General features: G+C 59.9%; 8 protein-coding genes and 1 pseudogene. 6 read left to right on the top strand and 3 right to left on the bottom strand.

Annotated features, from left to right (window positions below):
- The first annotated feature begins 453 nt into the window (after positions 1–453).
- From NKJ78_RS25500 to NKJ78_RS25490, 3 genes are all read left to right on the top strand, one after another.
- Positions 454–6,042, top strand: a complete 5,589-nt coding sequence (locus NKJ78_RS25500) for a DUF3320 domain-containing protein (RefSeq protein ID WP_352562702.1) — start codon at positions 454–456, stop codon at positions 6,040–6,042.
- Positions 6,043–6,113: 71 nt separating this feature from the next.
- Positions 6,114–7,373: a metallophosphoesterase family protein gene (locus tag NKJ78_RS25495; protein WP_352522085.1), complete on the top strand. Its 1,260-nt coding sequence runs from the start codon at positions 6,114–6,116 to the stop codon at positions 7,371–7,373.
- Positions 7,370–10,936, top strand: coding sequence for an ATP-binding protein (locus tag NKJ78_RS25490; RefSeq protein WP_352562701.1), 3,567 nt, complete (start codon positions 7,370–7,372; stop codon positions 10,934–10,936). The genes NKJ78_RS25495 and NKJ78_RS25490 overlap by 4 nt, the downstream gene beginning before the upstream one ends.
- Positions 10,937–11,562: 626 nt before the next feature.
- Here NKJ78_RS25490 and NKJ78_RS25485 read toward each other — a convergent pair.
- From NKJ78_RS25485 to NKJ78_RS25475, 3 genes are all read right to left on the bottom strand, one after another.
- Entirely contained in the window at positions 11,563–12,780 is a 1,218-nt protein-coding gene (locus tag NKJ78_RS25485) for an MFS transporter (protein WP_352535966.1), read from the bottom strand.
- 57 nt (positions 12,781–12,837) lie between these two features.
- Positions 12,838–14,274, bottom strand: a complete 1,437-nt coding sequence (gene rpoN / locus NKJ78_RS25480) for an RNA polymerase factor sigma-54 (RefSeq protein WP_352562700.1) — start codon at positions 14,272–14,274, stop codon at positions 12,838–12,840.
- Positions 14,275–14,343: 69 nt separating this feature from the next.
- A complete protein-coding gene (locus tag NKJ78_RS25475) occupies positions 14,344–14,877 on the bottom strand; it encodes a peroxiredoxin (RefSeq protein WP_352562699.1) in 534 nt (177 codons plus the stop codon).
- A gap of 1,659 nt (positions 14,878–16,536) precedes the next feature.
- Here NKJ78_RS25475 and NKJ78_RS25470 point away from each other — a divergent pair.
- From NKJ78_RS25470 to NKJ78_RS30835, 3 genes and pseudogenes are all read left to right on the top strand, one after another.
- A complete protein-coding gene (locus NKJ78_RS25470; RefSeq protein ID WP_352562698.1) occupies positions 16,537–17,739 on the top strand; it encodes a cytochrome P450 in 1,203 nt (400 codons plus the stop codon).
- 91 nt (positions 17,740–17,830) lie between these two features.
- On the top strand, positions 17,831–19,120 hold the full coding sequence (locus tag NKJ78_RS25465) for a cytochrome P450 (protein ID WP_352562697.1): 1,290 nt from the start codon (positions 17,831–17,833) through the stop codon (positions 19,118–19,120).
- Positions 19,104–19,247: pseudogene (locus NKJ78_RS30835) on the top strand (ferredoxin); the annotation flags it as partial. The gene NKJ78_RS25465 and the pseudogene NKJ78_RS30835, both read left to right, overlap by 17 nt.
- Positions 19,248–19,337: the final 90 nt, after the last annotated feature.

Raw genomic sequence — 19,337 nt, 5'->3', positions numbered from 1 at the left:
GTTTGCCTTGTAGTTCGGCGCTTTGAACACCATGGTGCCTTCGCAGATCAGCCCGAAGTCACGACTTTGTAGTTACCTTTTCCGTAAACACGACCATCTTTCCGCGCTGGAGCCTACAAGTTTTCTCGGAATGAAATAGGAGGCCGATTCAAAAAGAAGTCGGCTTGTGCGCCAGTTGGTCGTGGCCGGCGAGGCGGATGCCAGAGCTGCCAACACCTCGTCCACACGTATGATGGCATTTTGTCTGAAAGGGAACCTCGAGATCAAGGTGGGGATGCGAAGTGTCCGGAACATTAAACAAACATCCGCAATTTTTCCACCAAGCCGCAGTGCTCACAATACTAAACGATTGAAGTGTTGGTGGCAGCCATTCGAGGTTGGAAAAACCAGCATTTTATGTTGCGGACAGCCCTTGTCTAGGCTCTATGTGTCCAGCCTATCAGGGGGGTGTGAGTGTCGGAAGTTGAAAAATCGGTCTTCCAAAGCGATCTGCCTTTAAAGGAAAAGCTCGAGCGAGCCAGGATGGAATTGCTCGACCTTTCTGCTCGCAACCGACTTTTGAATGTGCCACGGTTTTCAAAGAGCGCGAAGACGATCGATATTGTCGACGAGAGGTCGTCTGAGATCTATCGATTGCTGGTGAGCGAAGGAAAGGCTTTTACCTTCCTGGCCGGCAAGCCGGATCGGCCGAAGGCAGGCCAGGTTGAAAGCAGCCCTCCAGACGAGGAAATCGACTTTTCCCCCGTTGCTCTTGCTCAGCCTGAGGACGAAGGATTCGACGACAGAGGGGTATCTGCGCGACATTCTGACACCAAGCTTCAGACGAGGATGACCCCAACGGGGCTGCAGCGCCGGCTCCTTGATCTCTACCACGATGCCCGCACACTTGAGGAAGAGCAGGGCGTCAATATCCTCTTTCTGGCCCTTGGCATGCTGAAGTGGATTGACCCGAGCAACAAAGAAAACATCCGTCAGGCTCCTCTCATTTTGGTCCCGGTACGGCTGGAGCGAGGGGCCGCTGGAGAAAAGTTTCGGCTGCGAGCTCGTACGGAAGATCTTACCGCAAACCTCTCCTTGGAACTCTATCTCGACCGCATTCACAAGCTCGCCCTGCCGCGTTTTGAAGTAGGAGACGACTTCGACGTCTCGGCCTATCTCGAAGGCGTTGCCGAAGCAGTGTCGACCAAAGAGGGTTGGCAGGTTCTTGCCGATGATATGGTGCTCGGCTTCTTCTCGTTCGCTAAGTTCTTGATGTACCGTGACCTGGATCCGGATCTCTGGCCGGATGGCGCAAAGATTATCGAACAACCGAAGATCCGCTCGCTTCTTTCAGATGGTTTCGAAACACGCGAACCGCTGATGTCGGACGACATTGCGATTGATCCGCATATCGCGCCTGCCGAAATGTTGCATATCGTCGACAGTGACAGTTCTCAGACGCTGGCGATCCATGATGCAAGAAAGGGTCGCGACCTCGTTATCCAAGGTCCTCCCGGGACAGGAAAATCGCAGACGATCGCAAACATTATCGGGTCGGCCGTTGCCGATGGAAAGACCGTGTTGTTCGTTGCGGAAAAAATGGCCGCACTTGAGGTCGTAAAGCGACGGCTTGACACTGCGGGGGTGGGGGACGCCTGCCTTGAGCTCCATAGCAACAAGGCAAACAAGCGCATGATGCTGGAGGAGTTGCGGCGCACCTGGCAACTCGGATCGCCTCGCGGACAGCTTGCTTCTTCCCTTACTGAACGCCTGCTGGAGGCTAGGGATAAACTCAATGCACATGCTACAAGGATGCATGTTCCATTTGGAAGGTCCGAACTCACTCCATACCAGGTTCTTGGCCAGCTAACCCGACTAAGGCAGAACGGGCAAAAGACAGTTGATATTGAACTTGAGGATGCCACCGCTTGGACGAATGAGGGTGTCTCGCAACGTCGCAAACTTCTCGATGACGTGTCTCAGCGGATCAACGAGATCGGCTTGCCGATCCACCACCCATGGCGGGGAGTTGGCCTGGATGTCGTCCTACCAACGACCATTGAGAGGCTCGTCCCACGCATTGCGTCGTCGCTGGATCAAGCAAAGGCTCTGCACGCCAAACTGGCCGATATTGCTGAGCGGATCGAGGCGAAGCCTCCGCAAATCCTCAGCGACAGCGGCGAGGTAGAAGATCGCGCTGAGCTTCTCGCGTCCGCACCTGGACTTCCTGCCGAGGCGCTAGTCTCGCCGGTTTGGGATGAGCGTCCAAAGGACATTGCATCGCTTCTCTGGACAGGAACAGATTTCAACCGCAAATCCGAGGAACTGTCGGAGCAGTTGGTGGCGACGGCTATCGACACGCCAATTGAAGGTCTCGAGACAGAGCTTGCTAAGCTTCCTTCAGACTTTCCGAAAGATGGTTTCGTTCGTGCGCGCCAGCTAACCGTGTTGCTCCCACGCTTAAGAGAAGAAGCTGAGCGGCTAAATCAAGAACTGGGGTCTACGGTTTTACCGGACACGCTTGCAGGACTCCTCAGGTTAGTGATGACCGGCGAGAGAGTTGCGGCAGCCCCCGATGCGAGCCCTGAGGCATTCGCAGCCACAGTTTGGGACTCCGGGCTGGAACAGGCTGGTGACCTTGCCGACAGCGTAGCAACGCTAGAGACTGCTAGAGCCGAGCTTCAGGGCAAAGTTGTTGATGCCGCGTGGAGTACCAACGTGGCCGCGGCGCGGCAAGCGCTCGCCGAGAACACGGGAATATTGAAAGCATTGAATGGCGACTACCGTCGTGCCACTGCACTTGTGCGGACTATTTTGGTGGCCCCTAGCGCGCCTGCGGCGGAGATAGTGGGTCTCCTCGACATTCTAATGAAGGGCCAAGCGGCCGCAGCAAAAGTGCGCCAAGGCGACGCCTTTGGCGGTTCCGCCTTCGGAGCCGATTGGCGCGGTGAGAGATCGTCTTCGGCACCACTCCAGGCCTTAGTGGAGTGGATGCGCACGCTGAGGGGACTTGGCTCGGAACCGCGAATTATAGCCGGGCGGATGGCGGAGCGCTCTGAAGCGGGCGCGCGTGCGGTCCGAGTTCGTAAGGTGATCGACATCGGTCAGCCGATTATCGAGGGGTTTTGGAACGATTTAGGCCACCTTGCGTCATCCCTGCAAGGTGACGTGGCTTCCGCCGAGCGGGCCTCGCTGCAAATGATGGAAGCGAAGGCAAGCACTGTAGCTCAAGCCGATGACGCGTCACGACAGGTTCTGACTGACGTTCCAGATCTGATCAGTGAGCGGGTGGAGATACTACGCCGACTAGGCAGACTACAAGCGCTTGATCAAGAGATCGAGGACGGGGAAAGCCTTGGCAAGTTCGCATTCGGCTCGTCGTGGCTCGGTCGAGGATCCGATTGGGCCGCTCTCGCGCAAGCCGAACTTTGGCTGAGAGAAAATGGCTCAATCCGGCATTTGGCTGCGCGGTTGCCTGAAAGAAAAGAGATCGCAAACTTGGCGCGTTCAGCGCGTGAAGCGGCCCAAGCGGCAGCGCGGGAATTGAAGGCGCTTGCAGGGGATTTGAAAGCCGATGCTCCCTCCTTGTTTGGAGTAGACGATTTTCCAGACGTCGCGATAGTCGAGGTTGTTTCTCGACTGGAGGGGTGGCTTGATCATCAGGAACAGCTCTCAAAATGGGTTGCCTATGGAGAGCGATCCGAAACAGCCCGAAAGGCTGGACTGGGACAGTTGATAGACGGCCTGGCCGACGGCCAGATTACTACAGGATCGGCGCGATCAGTCTTCGATATGGCCTACTACGAACGAATGTTTCTAGCGATGGCGACCCATGAGCCGGAGCTGGCAAGGTTCGACGGGGAATTGCATTCCAGGGCTGTACGTGACTTCGCGGATCTGGACCGACAGAGGATCAAGGCCGGTGCCATCGAAGTTGTGACGGCTCATCACCGAAAAATTCCTTCAAGAGACGGCGGAGCTGGACCAGTCGGACTGCTTCGTTCTGAGATGGCGCGCAGACGGGGCCACATGCCTATCCGGCAGTTGATGCAGAAGGCAGGGCCTGCCATCCAGGCACTCAAGCCAGTGTTCATGATGAGCCCGCTTTCGGTGGCCCAATTCCTGTCGCCCGGCAGGATGTCCTTCGATCTTCTTGTGATGGACGAGGCGTCTCAGATACAGCCTGTGGACGCGCTCGGCTCGATCGCCAGGGCCAATCAGGTGGTCGTTGTTGGCGACGAACGCCAACTGCCACCCACGACATTCTTCGCCAAGGTGACAGGCTCGCAGTCTGAAGATGACGAGGGTGAGGGCGCGCAGGTCGCCGACATCGAAAGCATCCTCGGCCTGTTCACGGCCCGCGGCTTGCCGCAGCGTATGCTCCGCTGGCACTACCGTAGCCGTCACCAATCTCTGATCGCCGTATCGAACAGCCAGTTCTACGAGAACCGGCTTTTCATCGTGCCAAGCCCCTATACCCAAGAGGCAGGCATGGGGTTGCGGTTTCATCATGTGCCAGAGGGGGTCTTCGATTCCGGTGGCACAGGAACCAATCCGGTAGAGGCGAGAGCAGTAGCCGAAGCGATCATCCGTCATGCGAAGGTGAACCCGCGAGAGACTCTAGGCGTTGCAACATTTTCGGTTAGCCAACGCCGCGCGATCCAGGATGAACTCGAAGGGCTGCGGCGACTAAATCCCGATACGGAGGAGTTCTTTCACGCGCACCCCAGCGAGCCATTCTTCGTCAAGAGCCTTGAAAATGTTCAAGGCGATGAGCGCGACGTGATCATGATCTCAGTGGGGTATGCCAAGAATGCGCAGGGGTACATGGCCATGCGTTTCGGCCCTCTTGGTGCGGAAGGCGGCGAGCGTCGGCTCAACGTCCTCATAAGCCGCGCCAAGCGCAGCTGCGAAGTATTCGCGTCCATCACAGACGAGGACATCGACCTGGAGCGTGGCAAAGGGAAAGGCATCTTCGCCTTCAAGCTCTTCTTGCACTACGCGAGAACAGGGCGAATTTCGCTTGCCCAGGCCACGGTTCGCGAAATGGATTCAATCTTTGAAGAGCAGGTAGCCAACGCGCTAATCGGAAAGGGTTACCAGGTTCATGCTCAGGTTGGCATTGCAGGCTTCTTCATCGATCTCGCGGTTGCTGATCCGGAGAGGCCAGGCCGCTATATTCTTGGCATCGAATGTGATGGCGCAGAATATCATTCATCGCGCTCGGCCCGAGATCGAGACCGGCTACGGCAGTCTGTTCTGGAAGACCATGGTTGGATAATCCATCGCATCTGGAACGCTGACTGGTTTCAGAGGCCACGCGAGCAGCTGGAGCGAACCATATTAGCGATTGAGGCTGCGAGAAAAGAGCTCGATGAGCGGGCCGAATTGGGGGTCCAGAGAAATCGTGCTGTAGCCGTGCAGGTTGTCACGGTCGACAGAGGCAACGTGACGGAAATCGGTCTCGAAAGCACAAAGGGATCCGAGATACCCAATCGAGCCTACGAAGAGGCCGAACTAAACCGACCGGGATCGTTCGAACTCCACGAGACGCCCAGCGGAATCATGGCCGGACTGGTCGAGCAGGTGGTGGCTATAGAAACACCAATCCATGTCGACGAAATAGTTTCGCGTATTCGGGGCGCGTGGGGTCTGCAGCGGGCCGGTGGCAGGATTCAGGATGCAATCGAGCGAGGGGTAGGCATAGCGCAGAGAGGTGGTGCAGTAGCCCGTCGAGGCAGCTTCTGCTTCAAGCCAGGTGCTCCTGTTCGTCTCAGGGATCGCAGCGGCGTCGTGTCCGCTGGATTGCGCAAGCCCGAAATGATTGCGCAGGACGAAGTCGCCCAAGGCGCCATGGAAGTCGTGAAATCCAACCTCGGTGCGACGGAGGAAGAAATCGCAATAACCGTTGCGAGAATGCTGGGCTTCAAAGCCACAAGTGCACAATTGCGGCAGTTGATTTCAGCTGGGGTCGCCGATTTGATTGCCAAGGGCTTGCTGCGGCCCCAAGACGGTTTGTTGGTGGCCGGCGAGTCCGCGAGCGAGGCATTAGCTGAAGTGTGACCGGGCATTGTAGAGCCCTCGTTGCAATCTCTGTTGAAGCTCGGAACACCTCTTTTGCTGGCGGAGGCCGAATGGCATTTCGATTCGTACACACGGCCGATATTCATCTCGACTCGCCGCTGCGTTCGCTCGCGATGCGTAATCCCGATCTTGCCGGGCTCGTGGGCGACGCCAGCCGCCAGGCATTCGTTTCGATAGTGGATCTCTGCCTAGAGGAACGCGTGGATGCGTTGGTAATAGCCGGCGACTTATACGATGGTGATCAAACCTCGATGAAGACGGCGCGGTTCCTGGCAGCGCAGATGACACGCCTGCACCAGGCCGGCATCAGGGTTTTCAAGATCCGCGGCAATCATGACGCCCTGTCGCGGATTTCCAAACAGCTGGTGTTTCCTGACACCGTGACCATTTTTGGCGGTCGTGCTCAGTCGGTATTGCAGACAGCCGGCGGTGTGGACGTCGTTTTCCATGGTTTGAGCTTTGCGAACCCTAAGGCGCCGGACAGCCTGCTGCCCAAATATCCGGCTGCTCGCGAAGGAGCCGTCAATATTGGCATCATGCATACCAGTCTGGCCGGATCGCCCGGTCACGACGTTTACGCGCCCTGCAGCATCGCTGACCTGCACGCCCACGGTTTCGACTATTGGGGGCTTGGCCACATTCATCTTCGCCAAGTCCATTCCGGCGCAAGCACGGTGGTGATGCCGGGAATACCGCAGGGGAGGGACATTAACGAGGCCAGTGAGAAATCAGTTTCCCTAGTAACGGTGCGCGACGACCGTTCGGTGGAGGTCGAGGAAAGGCTGACCAGCGTTGCGCAGTTCGAGCGGGTCAGCGTCGACCTTACCGGAGCAGTTGAGTGGCCGGAAGCCGTCGCGCGTGTTCGCTACGCACTCGAAGAGATGCGGGCCACCGTCCGCTCGCGTCATGCTGTGGCCCGCGTTGGCCTAACAGGAACATCACCACTGATGTGGGCGCTGATCCGCGACAAGGACCTCCTTCTTGCCGAAGCCGAACAGGCTGCGGAACAACTGGGCCATACGTGGGTGGAGAAGCTCGAGCTTGACCTCGCGCCACCTCGGGCGGAGACGGCCGAGGATACTGCTGATCCGATTTTCGAACTCGAGCAATCCATGCGCGCCGATGCCACCTCGGATGCCTTCCGCGCCGAGGCGAGGGCGTTCGTCCAAAGGATGGTCGCCGACCTTCCGGCCGACGGACGGGATTTTGCTGGGAAGGACGAAGCCGGGCTGGAACGGTTCCTCGATCAGGTGCTTTCCAAGGGCGCAGACTTGGTGACTTCCCGCCTTAAGTCCGGTGGATCGTCATGAGGCTGCAGCGCCTTGACCTCATTCGCTATGGAAAGTTCACCGATGGTACGATCGACTTCGGACCCAAACCGGAATCCGGACCTGATCTGCATATCGTGTTTGGCCTGAATGAGGCCGGCAAATCGACAGCGCTTTCCGCCTATCTAGATTTGCTGTTCGGCATCGAGGAACGGAGCCGCTACAACTTCCTGCATGAGTACAGCGCCATGCGCATCGGTGGGGTGCTGGAACTGGCCGGCTCCGAGCACACGTTCACGCGTACGAAACAGCGTACTAATTCGCTATTGAACGCGACGGGCCAATCGGTGAGCGAGGTGGCGATCACGGCGCATCTCGCCGGACTGTCGCGTGACGCTTACACGACTATGTTTTCACTCGATGACGAGACGCTGGAAGCCGGCGGAAAATCGATCCTGGAGTCGCGGGGCGACCTCGGCAAGCTCCTCTTCACGGCCAGCGCCGGTCTTGGGAACGCAAGCGATACGTTGAACGGCCTCGAGGCCGAAGCAGACGCGCTGTATCGGAAGCAGGCGCATGGCACCGAACTGGCGCTGCTGAAGAAGCGCCTTGTTGACGTGAAGTCGCGCAGGGATGCGATCGACACACTTGCATCGACCTATGAGGGGCTGGAGGCCGAACGTCTCGATGCATCGCAGCAGTACGGCCGAACCATCAGCGACCGGGCGGTGCTGGTGGCCAGGCTGGATACCATTGCTCGTTACGTACGTGCTGCGCCGATGCTGGCGGATATGCGCCGCAAGATTGCCCGGCTGGATCAGCTGCCGGACATCACCTCCCCAGCCCGGACATGGACGGGAAGTGTCACCGAACTGATCGATGACGATGCCAGCCTCAGAACGCGACTGTCCGCAAACATCGATGAGGTCGAGCGGCTGTCGGCAAAAGTCACTGCGGTCGACGAGGACGAACGGATCCTGTCGATTTCCGAACGCATTCGCAGCCTGGCGGAGGGCAAGGTGCGCCATACCGCGGCTGGCTTTGACTTGCCCACTCGCAGGATGGGGCTGCAAATCCTCAACAACACCGTGGCAAGCTGCCTTGCCGCGTTGGGCCGGTCTTCCGAGCCGGATCCTGCCGCACTGCTTCTGCCTGCCGTCACAGTTGGCGTCGTTCGCGCTATGGTCGAGCAGAGGTCCGGTATTGCTACGGGCGCGCGCGCCGCCCGCGACGAGGCGGCGGCAGCACTCGATGCGTTGCAGGTGGCAAGGCAGCGGGTCGGCGAGGAAAGGGCGGTGCCCGAACCCGCCAGGGCAAGGCTGGGCTCGGCTTTGTCGAAAGCGCGAGCAAGCGGACACAAGGCAGAGATCAAGACGGCTCGCGAGGCGGGAGATGCGGGAACAATCCGATGGAAGGCATCGCTGGCTCGCTTGCGTCCATGGAACGGAGATGCCCTCGCTCTCGCCAACGTTGCGGTTCCGAGCGCCGGGCAGATTGCCGCCTGGAAGACAGTAGCGTCAGTACTGGCAAGGAACACCGCGGTACTTGCCGAACGCCTCGCCGAATACGAGGGCAACCATGCAATGCTCGCCGCACGATTGGATGCCCTTCGAGCCTCGGTCGACGTTGTCGACGATGAAGCGGCTGCCGCCATCCGCCGTCTCCGCGATGATGCGTGGGCAACGCACCGCGCAGTGTTGACTGGTGACACCGCTGACGATTTCGCCGTGGCACTGACGCGCGATGACGTTGCCAGCGCAGGCCGGCTGGCCGGCGCGGCGGATCTGGCCGAGATCCGGGCAATGACGCGTGCCCTGGCCGAGGCCACGGCCAACCTGTCACGAAACGGCATCCAAAGCCAACAGCTCGTCAAGGATGCGGATACCCAATTGTTGGAAATCCGTGTGGCCGCTAGCGAGCTCCTCGGAGAAGCCCTGGAACCTTCGTCTGAGCGCCTGATCGAAAGGATCGAGGATCAGATCGAGGCGCGCAGCGATGCGCTCGCTGCCTGGGAGCAGATCGAACTCGCCCTGGAACCTTCGTCTGAGCGCCTGATCGAAAGGATCGAGGATCAGATCGAGGCGCGCAGCGATGCGCTCGCTTCCTGGGAGCAGATCGAACTTGCTCGCTTGAAAGCCGAGCGAGCCGCTGACGCCGGCGAGCAGATACACTTGGAAATGAGAGCGGCGCTGGAAAGCGTCGGCATAGTATCAGAGCCCGGCGACACCCTCGAAGCAATCATGGCCATCGCGGAGCTGTTTCTGGACCGGCAGCGCAAGGTGGACGCCGAGTATGCCGAGGCGCTCAGAATGGTGAGTTCCAAAGAAGAGGATCTAGCTGCCCGACGGGTTGCGGTAGGGGTGGCGGAGCGTCGCGAGGAGGAATGGCTGGCCGGCATTACCGAAGCGCTCAAGGGAACGTGGCTCGAAAGCGGTCTGTCCGCGTCAGGCGTTGGCGCTGTGCTCGATCAATTGGCCGAACTGTCAAGAAGCCTGCAGGAACGGGAGGATCTGCAGCTGCGTATTGACAAGATGGAGGCCGACAGGGCCAATTTTCTGGTCGAGGTCATCGCCGTTGCGGTCGAAGCCGACGAGCCGACGAAGGATGGCGAGCCGGAGCAGTTGGCCACCCGCCTTGCCGAGCGCCTGGAGCGTGCCGAGCGGACACGTGAAACGAAGGCAAGCCTCGGCAACGAGCTGAAGCGCCTCAAGGAGGCGCGCGAAATCCTCGACACCGAGATTTCGGCACACGAACGCCGCAAGAATGAAGTGCTGGGCGTCTTTGGCGTCACCACTCTGTCCGAGGTAGTCGAACGCGACGAGCTGCTGCGTGAGCGCGACGGCTTGCGCACTACCGTCGCCGAACTTGAGGAACGGGTAGTGGCGGAACTCGCAGTCGATGGATTCGACCAGGCACGCTCGATCCTGGAAGCGATCGATTTCGACAGCCTCGCGGTCGAGAAGGCTGAGGGCGAGCAGCGGCTTCGCCAGTTCGATGAAATCATCCAGCAACAGCTGATCCGACAGACCCGCGCGGCAGACAAGTTGGACGCCATCGGCGGTGACAGCGCGGTTGCCCGCCTGGATGCCGAACGGCGCACAACCCTGTTGGAAATCGAGGAGAAGGCCGTTCGCTACATTGAGCTGAAGCTTGGTATCATGTCGGCTGGAAATGCTTTGCGGATCTACCGTGAGAACCACCGTTCGGGGATGATGGCGCGTGCATCAGACGCATTCAAGCTAATGACCCGTGGGCAGTATTCAGGCCTTACAACCCAGCCCGTCAAAGGCGAGGAGGTTCTCATCGCGGTGCAGCGCGACGGGCAATCCAAGCTCGCTGAAGCGCTTTCGAAGGGCGCGCGCTTTCAGCTCTACCTAGCACTGAGGCTCGCCGGTTATTACGAGTTCGCCCAATTCCGGCCCTCGGTTCCCTTCATCGCCGACGACATCATGGAAACCTTTGACCATATTCGCTCGGAGGAAGTTTTTAGATTGTTTGGGGAGATGGCGAACACAGGTCAGGTCATCTATCTCACGCACCACAAGCACCTATGTGAAATCGCCAAGGCTGTTGTGCCACAATCTACCATTCACCAGCTGGATTAGGCTCGATTAGAATTCGCGTCAAAACGGATCAACTAACCAACTCGGCTGACATAGGAACCTTCGATCGAATCCATCATGACGTCCCATAGAGGCTGAGAAATGCCTATTTTGTTCTGCAATGTTGCGTGGATGAACGACTTCGCCGGGCGGAGCGCGGATGACCCGCCTCTCGGTGGCGGGGCATTTCGAGTAAGCAGGGTTATTGCGCCGAAGAATGCAACTTTGTTGCAGCCAATGACGGTTACGTTTACGTCGCTTCGAGACGATTAAGGGCGAATTGGATCGGCAGGTGCGCCCACAATATGGGTTCAGTTCAAGGGGCGTAACCCGCCCAGCACTACAAGGATAAGATCAGGTCGCTAGGACGCTCGCCGAAAATGCATTCGTGCTGCCCCGGAGGGATAGGCACCGTGTCAAAGGGTGGAGTGGCCAGGCAAGCTGATGGTATGCGAACGATACGACAGATCGATCCGCCAGAGCATTCGTCAAGAGAGTAAAGGCATTATCGAAGGCGAGCCAGTCGCTCCCGTCGGGGCATCGCCCGCAAGCGGAGGATCGCGCCGCGCCGTGCATGCGATTGGACCTCTCGTCCCGCTGCGCTGCTGAGATCTCTCCTGTCAGGCGGTCTAGGTTCCGCGCTTCGGGCCGAGCAGGAAAACTATGAGGGCAGCGACGAACGTGGCAACAGCACTGTAGGCAATGGCGCTGGCGATCCCCGCATTCTCCACCAATAGCCCGCCGAAAATCGCGCCGGCTGCGATTGCCACTTGGAATGCAACGACCATCAGCACACCGGCGCTTTCGGCCTGCTCGGGAACGGCCCGCCGCACCATCCACGTCTGTAATCCCACCGGCACCGCGCCGAAGGCAAAGCCCCACGCGCCAACCGCAATCCCCGAGGCGAAGGCCGATGCTCCCGCCGTCAGTAGCGAAACAGCCGCTATCCCTATGAGCAGCGGTGCAAGGGCCGCGACTGCCTTGAGACTGTACTCGGCCAGAAGCCCGCCGGCCAAATTGCCGAAGAATCCGCCGATGCCAAAAGCAAGCAACACAAGCGAGATCGTCTCGACGTCAAGCGCGGGAATCTTTTCGAGGAAGGCGCGGATATAGGTGATTCCGGCGAAGTGGCCGGAAGCGACCAGCAGGATGACAAAAAGCGCAACCTTGACCATCGGAATTTTTGCCACATCCAGCAGGCTTCGGACGCTAGTCACTCCAATCGGAGGCAGTCTCGGAATGGTTATGAGCTGCACGAGCAGTGTAGCGACGCCGCCGGCTGCGGCGAGCATGAAGGCGCTTCGCCATCCCCAGATATCGCCGACATAAGCGCCGATTGGAGCTGCGCAGACGGTAGCTACGGAAACGCCGGTGAGGATGGTCGACATAGCGCGAGGCAGGAGGTGGCTTGGAACGAGCCGCATCGCCAGTGCTGCCGACATCGACCAGAAGCCTCCGAGCGCTATGCCGAGCACGACGCGTGCAGTCAGGAGAACCGCCAGCGACCACGCGCCGGCCGCCAGAACGTCCGACAGGATCAGCAGGACCGTCATGGTCCACATGACGGTCCTGCGGTCCAGGCGCTTTGTGATGATGGCCACCGTCGGCGCCGAGATCGCCCCGACGATAGCTGTCGCCGTCATCGCCTGCCCAGCCGCTCCCTCGCTGATACCGAGATCATGCGCGAGGGGCGTGAGCAGGCTGACAGGCAGAAACTCTGCCGTGACCAGCCCGAAGGTGCCCAAGGAAAGCGAAATGACGGCACCCCATGCCGGGCCAGACGGTGGGACTGGCTTTTCTGGGTCGTGCAGAACAGCGTTCATAACGCCTGCTGCGGATCGGGTCATGAACGAAGTCTCCACTTTGATGCAATGCAACGTGATGTTGGCTGCCTTGACCCAAATCTAAAAACACAAGCGCATTTCCCGGCGGCGTTGTACGGAGGAGGGGATGTTCATTGCTTCGCGATACTTTGTGACGGTGCGACGCGCAACATCAATGCCGGTTTCCTTCAGCCGGACAGCGATGTCCTCGTCGGAAAGCACGTCGCCGGGAGATTCTGCGGCAATGATCGCTTTGATCCGATGCCGGACAGCTTCGGCAGAGTGCGCATCGCCGCCTTGGCAGGACGCGATCGCGACGGTGAAAAAATACTTCAGTTCAAAAACTCCGCGCGGGGTAAGCATGTACTTGTTCGAGGTCACCCGGCTTACCGTCGACTCGTGCACGCCGATCGCGTCAGCGACGGTTCTAAGATTGAGAGGCCGCAGGTGGGCGACGCCATGTTCCAAAAAGGCATCCTGCTGACGCACGATTTCAGCCGCAACCTTAACAATCGTCTTGGCGCGCTGATCGAGGCTGCGGATTAGCCAGTTCGCGTTTTGCAAGCATTCTTCGAGAAATGCTTGATCTTTCGAATTTTGGGCAGTCTGACGCGTGACTTCGGCATAGTAGGTTTGGTTGATCAGCAGCTTCGGCAGCGTGGCGGGATCAAGTTCGATCTGCCACCCGCCTTGCGGCGAGGGCGTGACCCAGACGTCGGGTACGATTGATTCAGACGCACCGGATTCGAATCTGTTCCCAGGCTTTGGGTCGAGCGCACGAACCTCATGCATCATGTCGAGAAGGTCTTCTTCATCGACGCCGCAATGCTGCTTCAGCGCCTCAAAATCGCGTCGCGCAAGCATTTCAAGATGGGCAACCAAAGCTGCCATTGCCGGGTCGAGCCGGTTTCGCTGGCGCAACTGGATCTCGAGGCATTCTCTGAGACTTCGCGCAAAAACTCCCGGTGGATCAAATTGCTGCAAGGTTCCGAGAACCCGTTCCACAACAGCCTCATGGACATTAAGGCTCTCGGCCAGCTCCAAAAGGTTTGCCCGAAGATAGCCAGTGTCTTCTAGATCGGCGGCAAGCTGGCCAGCGATCAGCCGCTCCTGTGGTGTGAACGCAGTGAGGGCGATCTGACGAGCGACGTGGTCGTGCAATGTTTCGGCGAGGGTGGCAAACTCGTCGAGGGAAGGGCCATTGCCCGGCGGGTTGTTGGTCGTGTTGCGAAGTGATTTCCATTGACCGAGCCGTTCAGGCGACCCTGCCCCGGTCAGTCCTTCAACGGCGTTTGCACCAGGGCCGAGAGGCTGATCCGCTCCTGAAATCGAAGCATCGTCAAAAGGCCCGCCATCGTTTGACGCAGATTCCAAGAGCGGGTTCTTCTCGATTTCCCGCTCCACGAACTGATGCAGTTCGGTATGCGCCAGTTGCAGCAAGCGAATCGACTCAATGAGTTGAGGCGATGCGACGATGGATTGCTTCTGGCGCTGAAACAGGCTTGCTGAAGATTGCATGGTGAGTGCGATAATCCTGTCGAGGAGCCTCTTGGGGCCTGCAATGGCGCCAGTGAGACGTTTTCTAGGTCATGCGGCGGCTTTCAGCGTTTCAAGGACGTTTTGCGGGGATGAGACGCCATACGGGTCGGCCTCGCAGTTGTCGGAGAAACCTTCCTCCTCGAACCAGTGCTCCACCACGCCATTGTTGATCAGGGCGGCGTAACGCCATGAGCGCATCCCGAATCCGAGATTGTCCTTGGCAACCAGCATGCCCATCTTGCGTGTGAACTCGCCTGAGCCATCGGGGATGAGCTCGACCTGCTTCAGGCCCAAGGACTTCCCCCACGCATTCATGACGAAGGCGTCGTTGACTGAGAGGCAGTAAATCGCGTCAATTCCCTCCTTCTCAAACTCATCATAGAGCTCTTCGAACTTGGGCAATTGGTAGGTCGAGCAGGTCGGCGTGAAGGCGCCAGGCAGCGAGAACAGGATGACGCGCTTGCCGGCAAAGTAGTCGTCAGATGTCTTTTCTTCCCAGCGATATGGATTTGGCCCGTCGACCGACTTATCGTGAACACGCGTGAGAAAGGTGACGAAGGGAACTTTCTTTTGAACTGTCATCAAGTTGCTCCTAAAGAAGACTGCGCTGAATTCTGGCAGAGGCTGGCGCAATACCGGGCAAAGGCTCGTATCCCCGGCACGGAATGAGGGCCTCGCGGCTCGCAACCTCCTTTTTTTCCTCCCGACGTACGGGAACGTCCTGGCTGCTGGCCTTTGCCATCCGAACGCAATCGATCTGAGCGAGCTGGACACCGTCGAGCCGCTTGCTTTCCACGGCTATGGCGCCGGAAGCGGGATCGGTCACTAGCGATAGTGCGTTTGGAAAAAGGATAGCGGCCGGAAGGAGCCAATATCGCAAAGCATGTGGGGGCCTGAAATGTCACTTCACGCAACAGACCCGCGTCACTGGACTCCGCGTCACTGGACTGGTTCAGCATGTTGTCGATATGTGACAGTGACCCGCCGGCCTTGGCTTGGGTGACGACCCTTTGACAAGGCTTTTCGGCACTCACATGCTGAACAGAACCGGCAAACCGCATTTGCGCGCGCGGCCCGTGTTGGCGCGCCGGCATCGGACCAGCCATGCGCAAAGCGGCCACCCAGAACGGACTTCCGGAGGAGACGATGCCCCGATGTTCAGCTGGAAGGGGCACCGTCTCCTCAGGCCACGGTCTGGAGCTTCGCGTATCGGGCATGGCACAAGTCGCTTTCATCGTGATTTGATGGTGCTCTAACCAGGAGCAGCAAGCGGCGTGCCATTTGGAATAGAGGTGCCGTTGGACCGCCCCCTTTCTTCTCGGAGGCCGTGTCTTGGAAGATCGGGCGCGCGCTATAACCGCCTCGTCACACAGGCAACAACGATGCTGTATGGTGCGGATATTCGGCGCTTCGGCCCCGGCTGGGCAAAGAAGACCGGAAGCCGAGCCGATGCACTACCTGAGGCTGGCGGGCACTCCAGTCATTGCGTAGCGTGTGCCGCTAGCGTTCATTGGTGCGCCGGCACGGCTATCGCGAACATGCGCCTGTCGCAGCGACCATGAGCGGGCGCTCTTGGGCAAGCGCCTTGGCCCCGTGAGGATCGAATTCCCCAATCGTGTCTGTTTGCCGCCCTCTTATGTTCGAAACTGGACCAGAATGTCGCTAGCATGACCTAAAGGTCGCCAAGGCGTTCTGTCCGACACTGTTCCGTCGCCTTTGTTGGCCCGCGACACCGGCCTATTTCGCCTAGCTCTTCTCTGGCCTCAGGCTAAGCCCGTAAAAGCATCACAGATTTTTTTCTTAGGTCGGCCAAATTGGCACGAGTTTTGAAGCCTCTTCGTTGCGGGCCGGGAGCCGCCGACCGACTTTCATTTCGTGGATGGCACGAATGGAACGAAGAAAGAAAAGCAAAATGTCAAATCCGCGTCGGATAGCGTCTATGGGCATGGTGTGCTCGGCGAAACCGCCCTTACCCAACAGCTCGCCGCCCTTGTCGACCCTTGCGCAGGAAAGCTTGGCCGGCGGCGGCTCAAACGCTCACCGCGCCGACTTTGTCCTGACCTCGAAGGTGCAAGATAACGTTCCGCATCTCGCCGCGCGATGTGCCTAGACAGTTACGCGTTAGCCGTTCTTGATAATCGGTCTTCCTTCGGAGGACGTCATCTATATGCCGTCTTAGGTCTTCGCTGCCGCAGCGCCCGCCGGTCACCTTCCGCCCTCGCTATTGAGTGAAGTGCCACCATGTCAGAACAACCCTTGCCGACGCTGCCGATGTGGCGTCTCGATCACATTGAGCCATCGCCCGAGATGTTGGCGCTACGCACCAATGGTCCGATCCACCACGTGCGCTTCCCGTCCGGGCACGAAGGCTGGTGGGTCACAGGCTATGACGAGGCCAAGGCGGTGTTGACCGACGCGGCGTTCCGGCCCGCGGGAATGCCGCCGGCGGCATTCACCCCGGATTCGGTGATTCTCGGTTCGCCAGGATGGCTGGTCTCGCACGAGGGGGGCGAGCATACGCGGCTACGCACGATCGTGGCGCCGGCCTTCAGCAACGGCAGGGTGAAGCAGCTCGCGCAGCAGGTGGAGGCGATCGCCGCGCAGTTGTTCGAGACGCTGGCGGCCCAGCCCCAGCCCGCCGATCTGCGGCGCCACCTCTCCTTTCCGCTTCCTGCGATGGTCATTGGCGCGCTGATGGGCGTGCACTACGAGGATCACGCCTTTTTTGCAGGGCTGTCCGACGAGGTGATGACGCACCAGCATGAAAGCGGCCCGCGAAGCGCGTCGCGGTTGGCCTGGGAAGAACTCCGCGCCTACATTCGCGGCAAGATGCGGGACAAGCGCCAGGATCCGGGCGACAACGTGCTGACGGATCTGCTCGCGGCGGTCGACCAGGGCAAGGCGACCGAGGAAGAGGCGATCGGCCTGGCGGCAGGCATGCTGGTGGCGGGGCACGAGAGCACCGTGGCACAGATCGAATTTGGCCTGCTGGCCATGTTCCGCCATCCGCAACAGCGCGAACGCCTGGTGGGCGATCCATCCCTGGTGGACAACGCCGTGGAGGAAATCCTGCGCATGTACCCGCCGGGCGCCGGCTGGGACGGCATCATGCGCTATCCGAGGACCGACGTGACCATCGCGGGCGTGCATGTTCCCGCAGAGAGCAAGGTGCTGGTCGGCCTGCCGGCGACGTCGTTTGATGCGCGCCATTTCGACGATCCGGAAATCTTCGACATCGGACGTGACGAAAACCCGCACCTGGCGTTCTCCTACGGGCCGCACAGCTGCATCGGCTTGGCGCTAGCCAGGCTGGAACTCAAAGCGGTGTTCGGTTCGATCTTCCAGCGCTTTCCCGCGCTGCGCCTGGCGGTGGCGCCCGAAGAACTGGAGTTGCGCAAGGAGATCATCACTGGCGGGTTCGAGGAGTTCCCGGTGCTCTGGTGATGCGCGGACGCCACGAGGAATCGCGATGCCCTCGAATTGCCCGCGCGACTGCCGCGCGCCGATCAGATCAGCCAACCAACAGGTGACCAAGATGGACGTGCAAGAAACCACGGCAGCATGCCGGGACGCCTTCGCCGAACTCACGTCGCCAGCGTGCATCCAGGACCCGTACCCATTCATGCGGTGGTTGCGCGAGCACGATCCGGTACATCGCGCGGCGTCGGGCCTCTTTCTGTTGAGCCGCCACGCCGACATCTGCTGGGCGCTTAAAGCCACTGGCGATGCTTTTCGGGGGCCGGCACCAGGCGAACTGGCGCGCTATTTCCCGCGTGCGGCGACCAGCCTGTCGCTAAGTTTGTTGGCGTCTACTTTAGCGATGAAGGAACCTCCAACGCATACGCGTCTGCGCCGGCTGATCTCGCGCGATTTCACCATCGGCCAGATTGACAAGCTGAGGCCGACCATGGCTCGCATTGTCGCGGCGCGCCTGGACGGCATGGCGCCCGCGCTGGAGCGCGGGGAGGCAGTGGACCTGCATCAGGAATTCGCGCTGGCCTTGCCCATGCTGGTTTTCGGTGAACTGTTCGGCATGCCCCCGGACGACATTCTCGCGCTCGTCACCGGCATCAGCGCCATTCTGGAAGGCCTGAGCCCGCACGCCAGCGATCCGCAGCTCGCCGCGGGGGACGAGGCCAGCGCCAGGGTGCAGGCCTACTTCGGCGACCTCATACAGCGCAAGCGCACCGATTCCCGCCACGACATCGTGTCAATGCTGGTCGGCGCACACGACGACGATGCCGAGACGCTGTCGGATGCGGAATTGATCAGCATGCTCTGGGGCATGCTGCTGGGCGGCTTCGCCACCACTGCTGCGGCCATCGGCCATGCTGTCCTGGCGATGCTGGCGTATCCCGAACAGCGGCACTGGCTGAAGGGAGATGCCGTGGGGGTGAAGGCATTCGTCGAAGAAGCCCTGCGCTACGACGCGCCCGCCATGTTCAGCTCCATTCCGCGTATCGCCCAGCGCGACATCGAAATGGGCGGCGTCGTGATCCCGAAGAACGCGGACGTGCGCGTGCTGATCGCGGCCGGCAATCGCGACCCGGACGCCTTCGCAGATCCCGATCGCTTCGATCCCGTGCGGTTCTGCGGCACCAGTCCTGGCATGTCGATCGACGGGAAGATCATGCTGACCTTCGGCCACGGCATCCACTTCTGCCTTGGTGCGCAGCTGGCCCGGGTGCAGTTGGCCGAAAGCCTGCCGCAGATCCAGGCGCGCTTCCCCACGCTGGCATTGGCCGAGCAGCCGACCCGGGAGCCCTCCGCGTTCCTTAGGACGTTCCGCGCGCTGCCGGTGCGGCTGCATGGGCAGGAGGGCTGAGATGCGCGTCGTGGTCGATCAGGATCTGTGCGGAACTACCGGACAGTGCGTGCTGACGCTGCCGGGCACCTTTCGCCAGCGCGAACCGGACGGCGTGGCCGAAGTGTGCGTGGCGACGGTCCCGCAGGCGCTGCATGACGCCGTGCGGCTTGCGGCCAACCAGTGCCCGGTCGCCGCCATTCGGGTGATCGAAAGCGACGCCGGCCATGACGAGCGC

Source organism: Mesorhizobium sp. M0037 (genome assembly GCF_040323635.1).
GTDB lineage: Bacteria > Pseudomonadota > Alphaproteobacteria > Rhizobiales > Rhizobiaceae > Mesorhizobium.
This window is presented reverse-complemented; position numbering and strand designations above follow the sequence as displayed.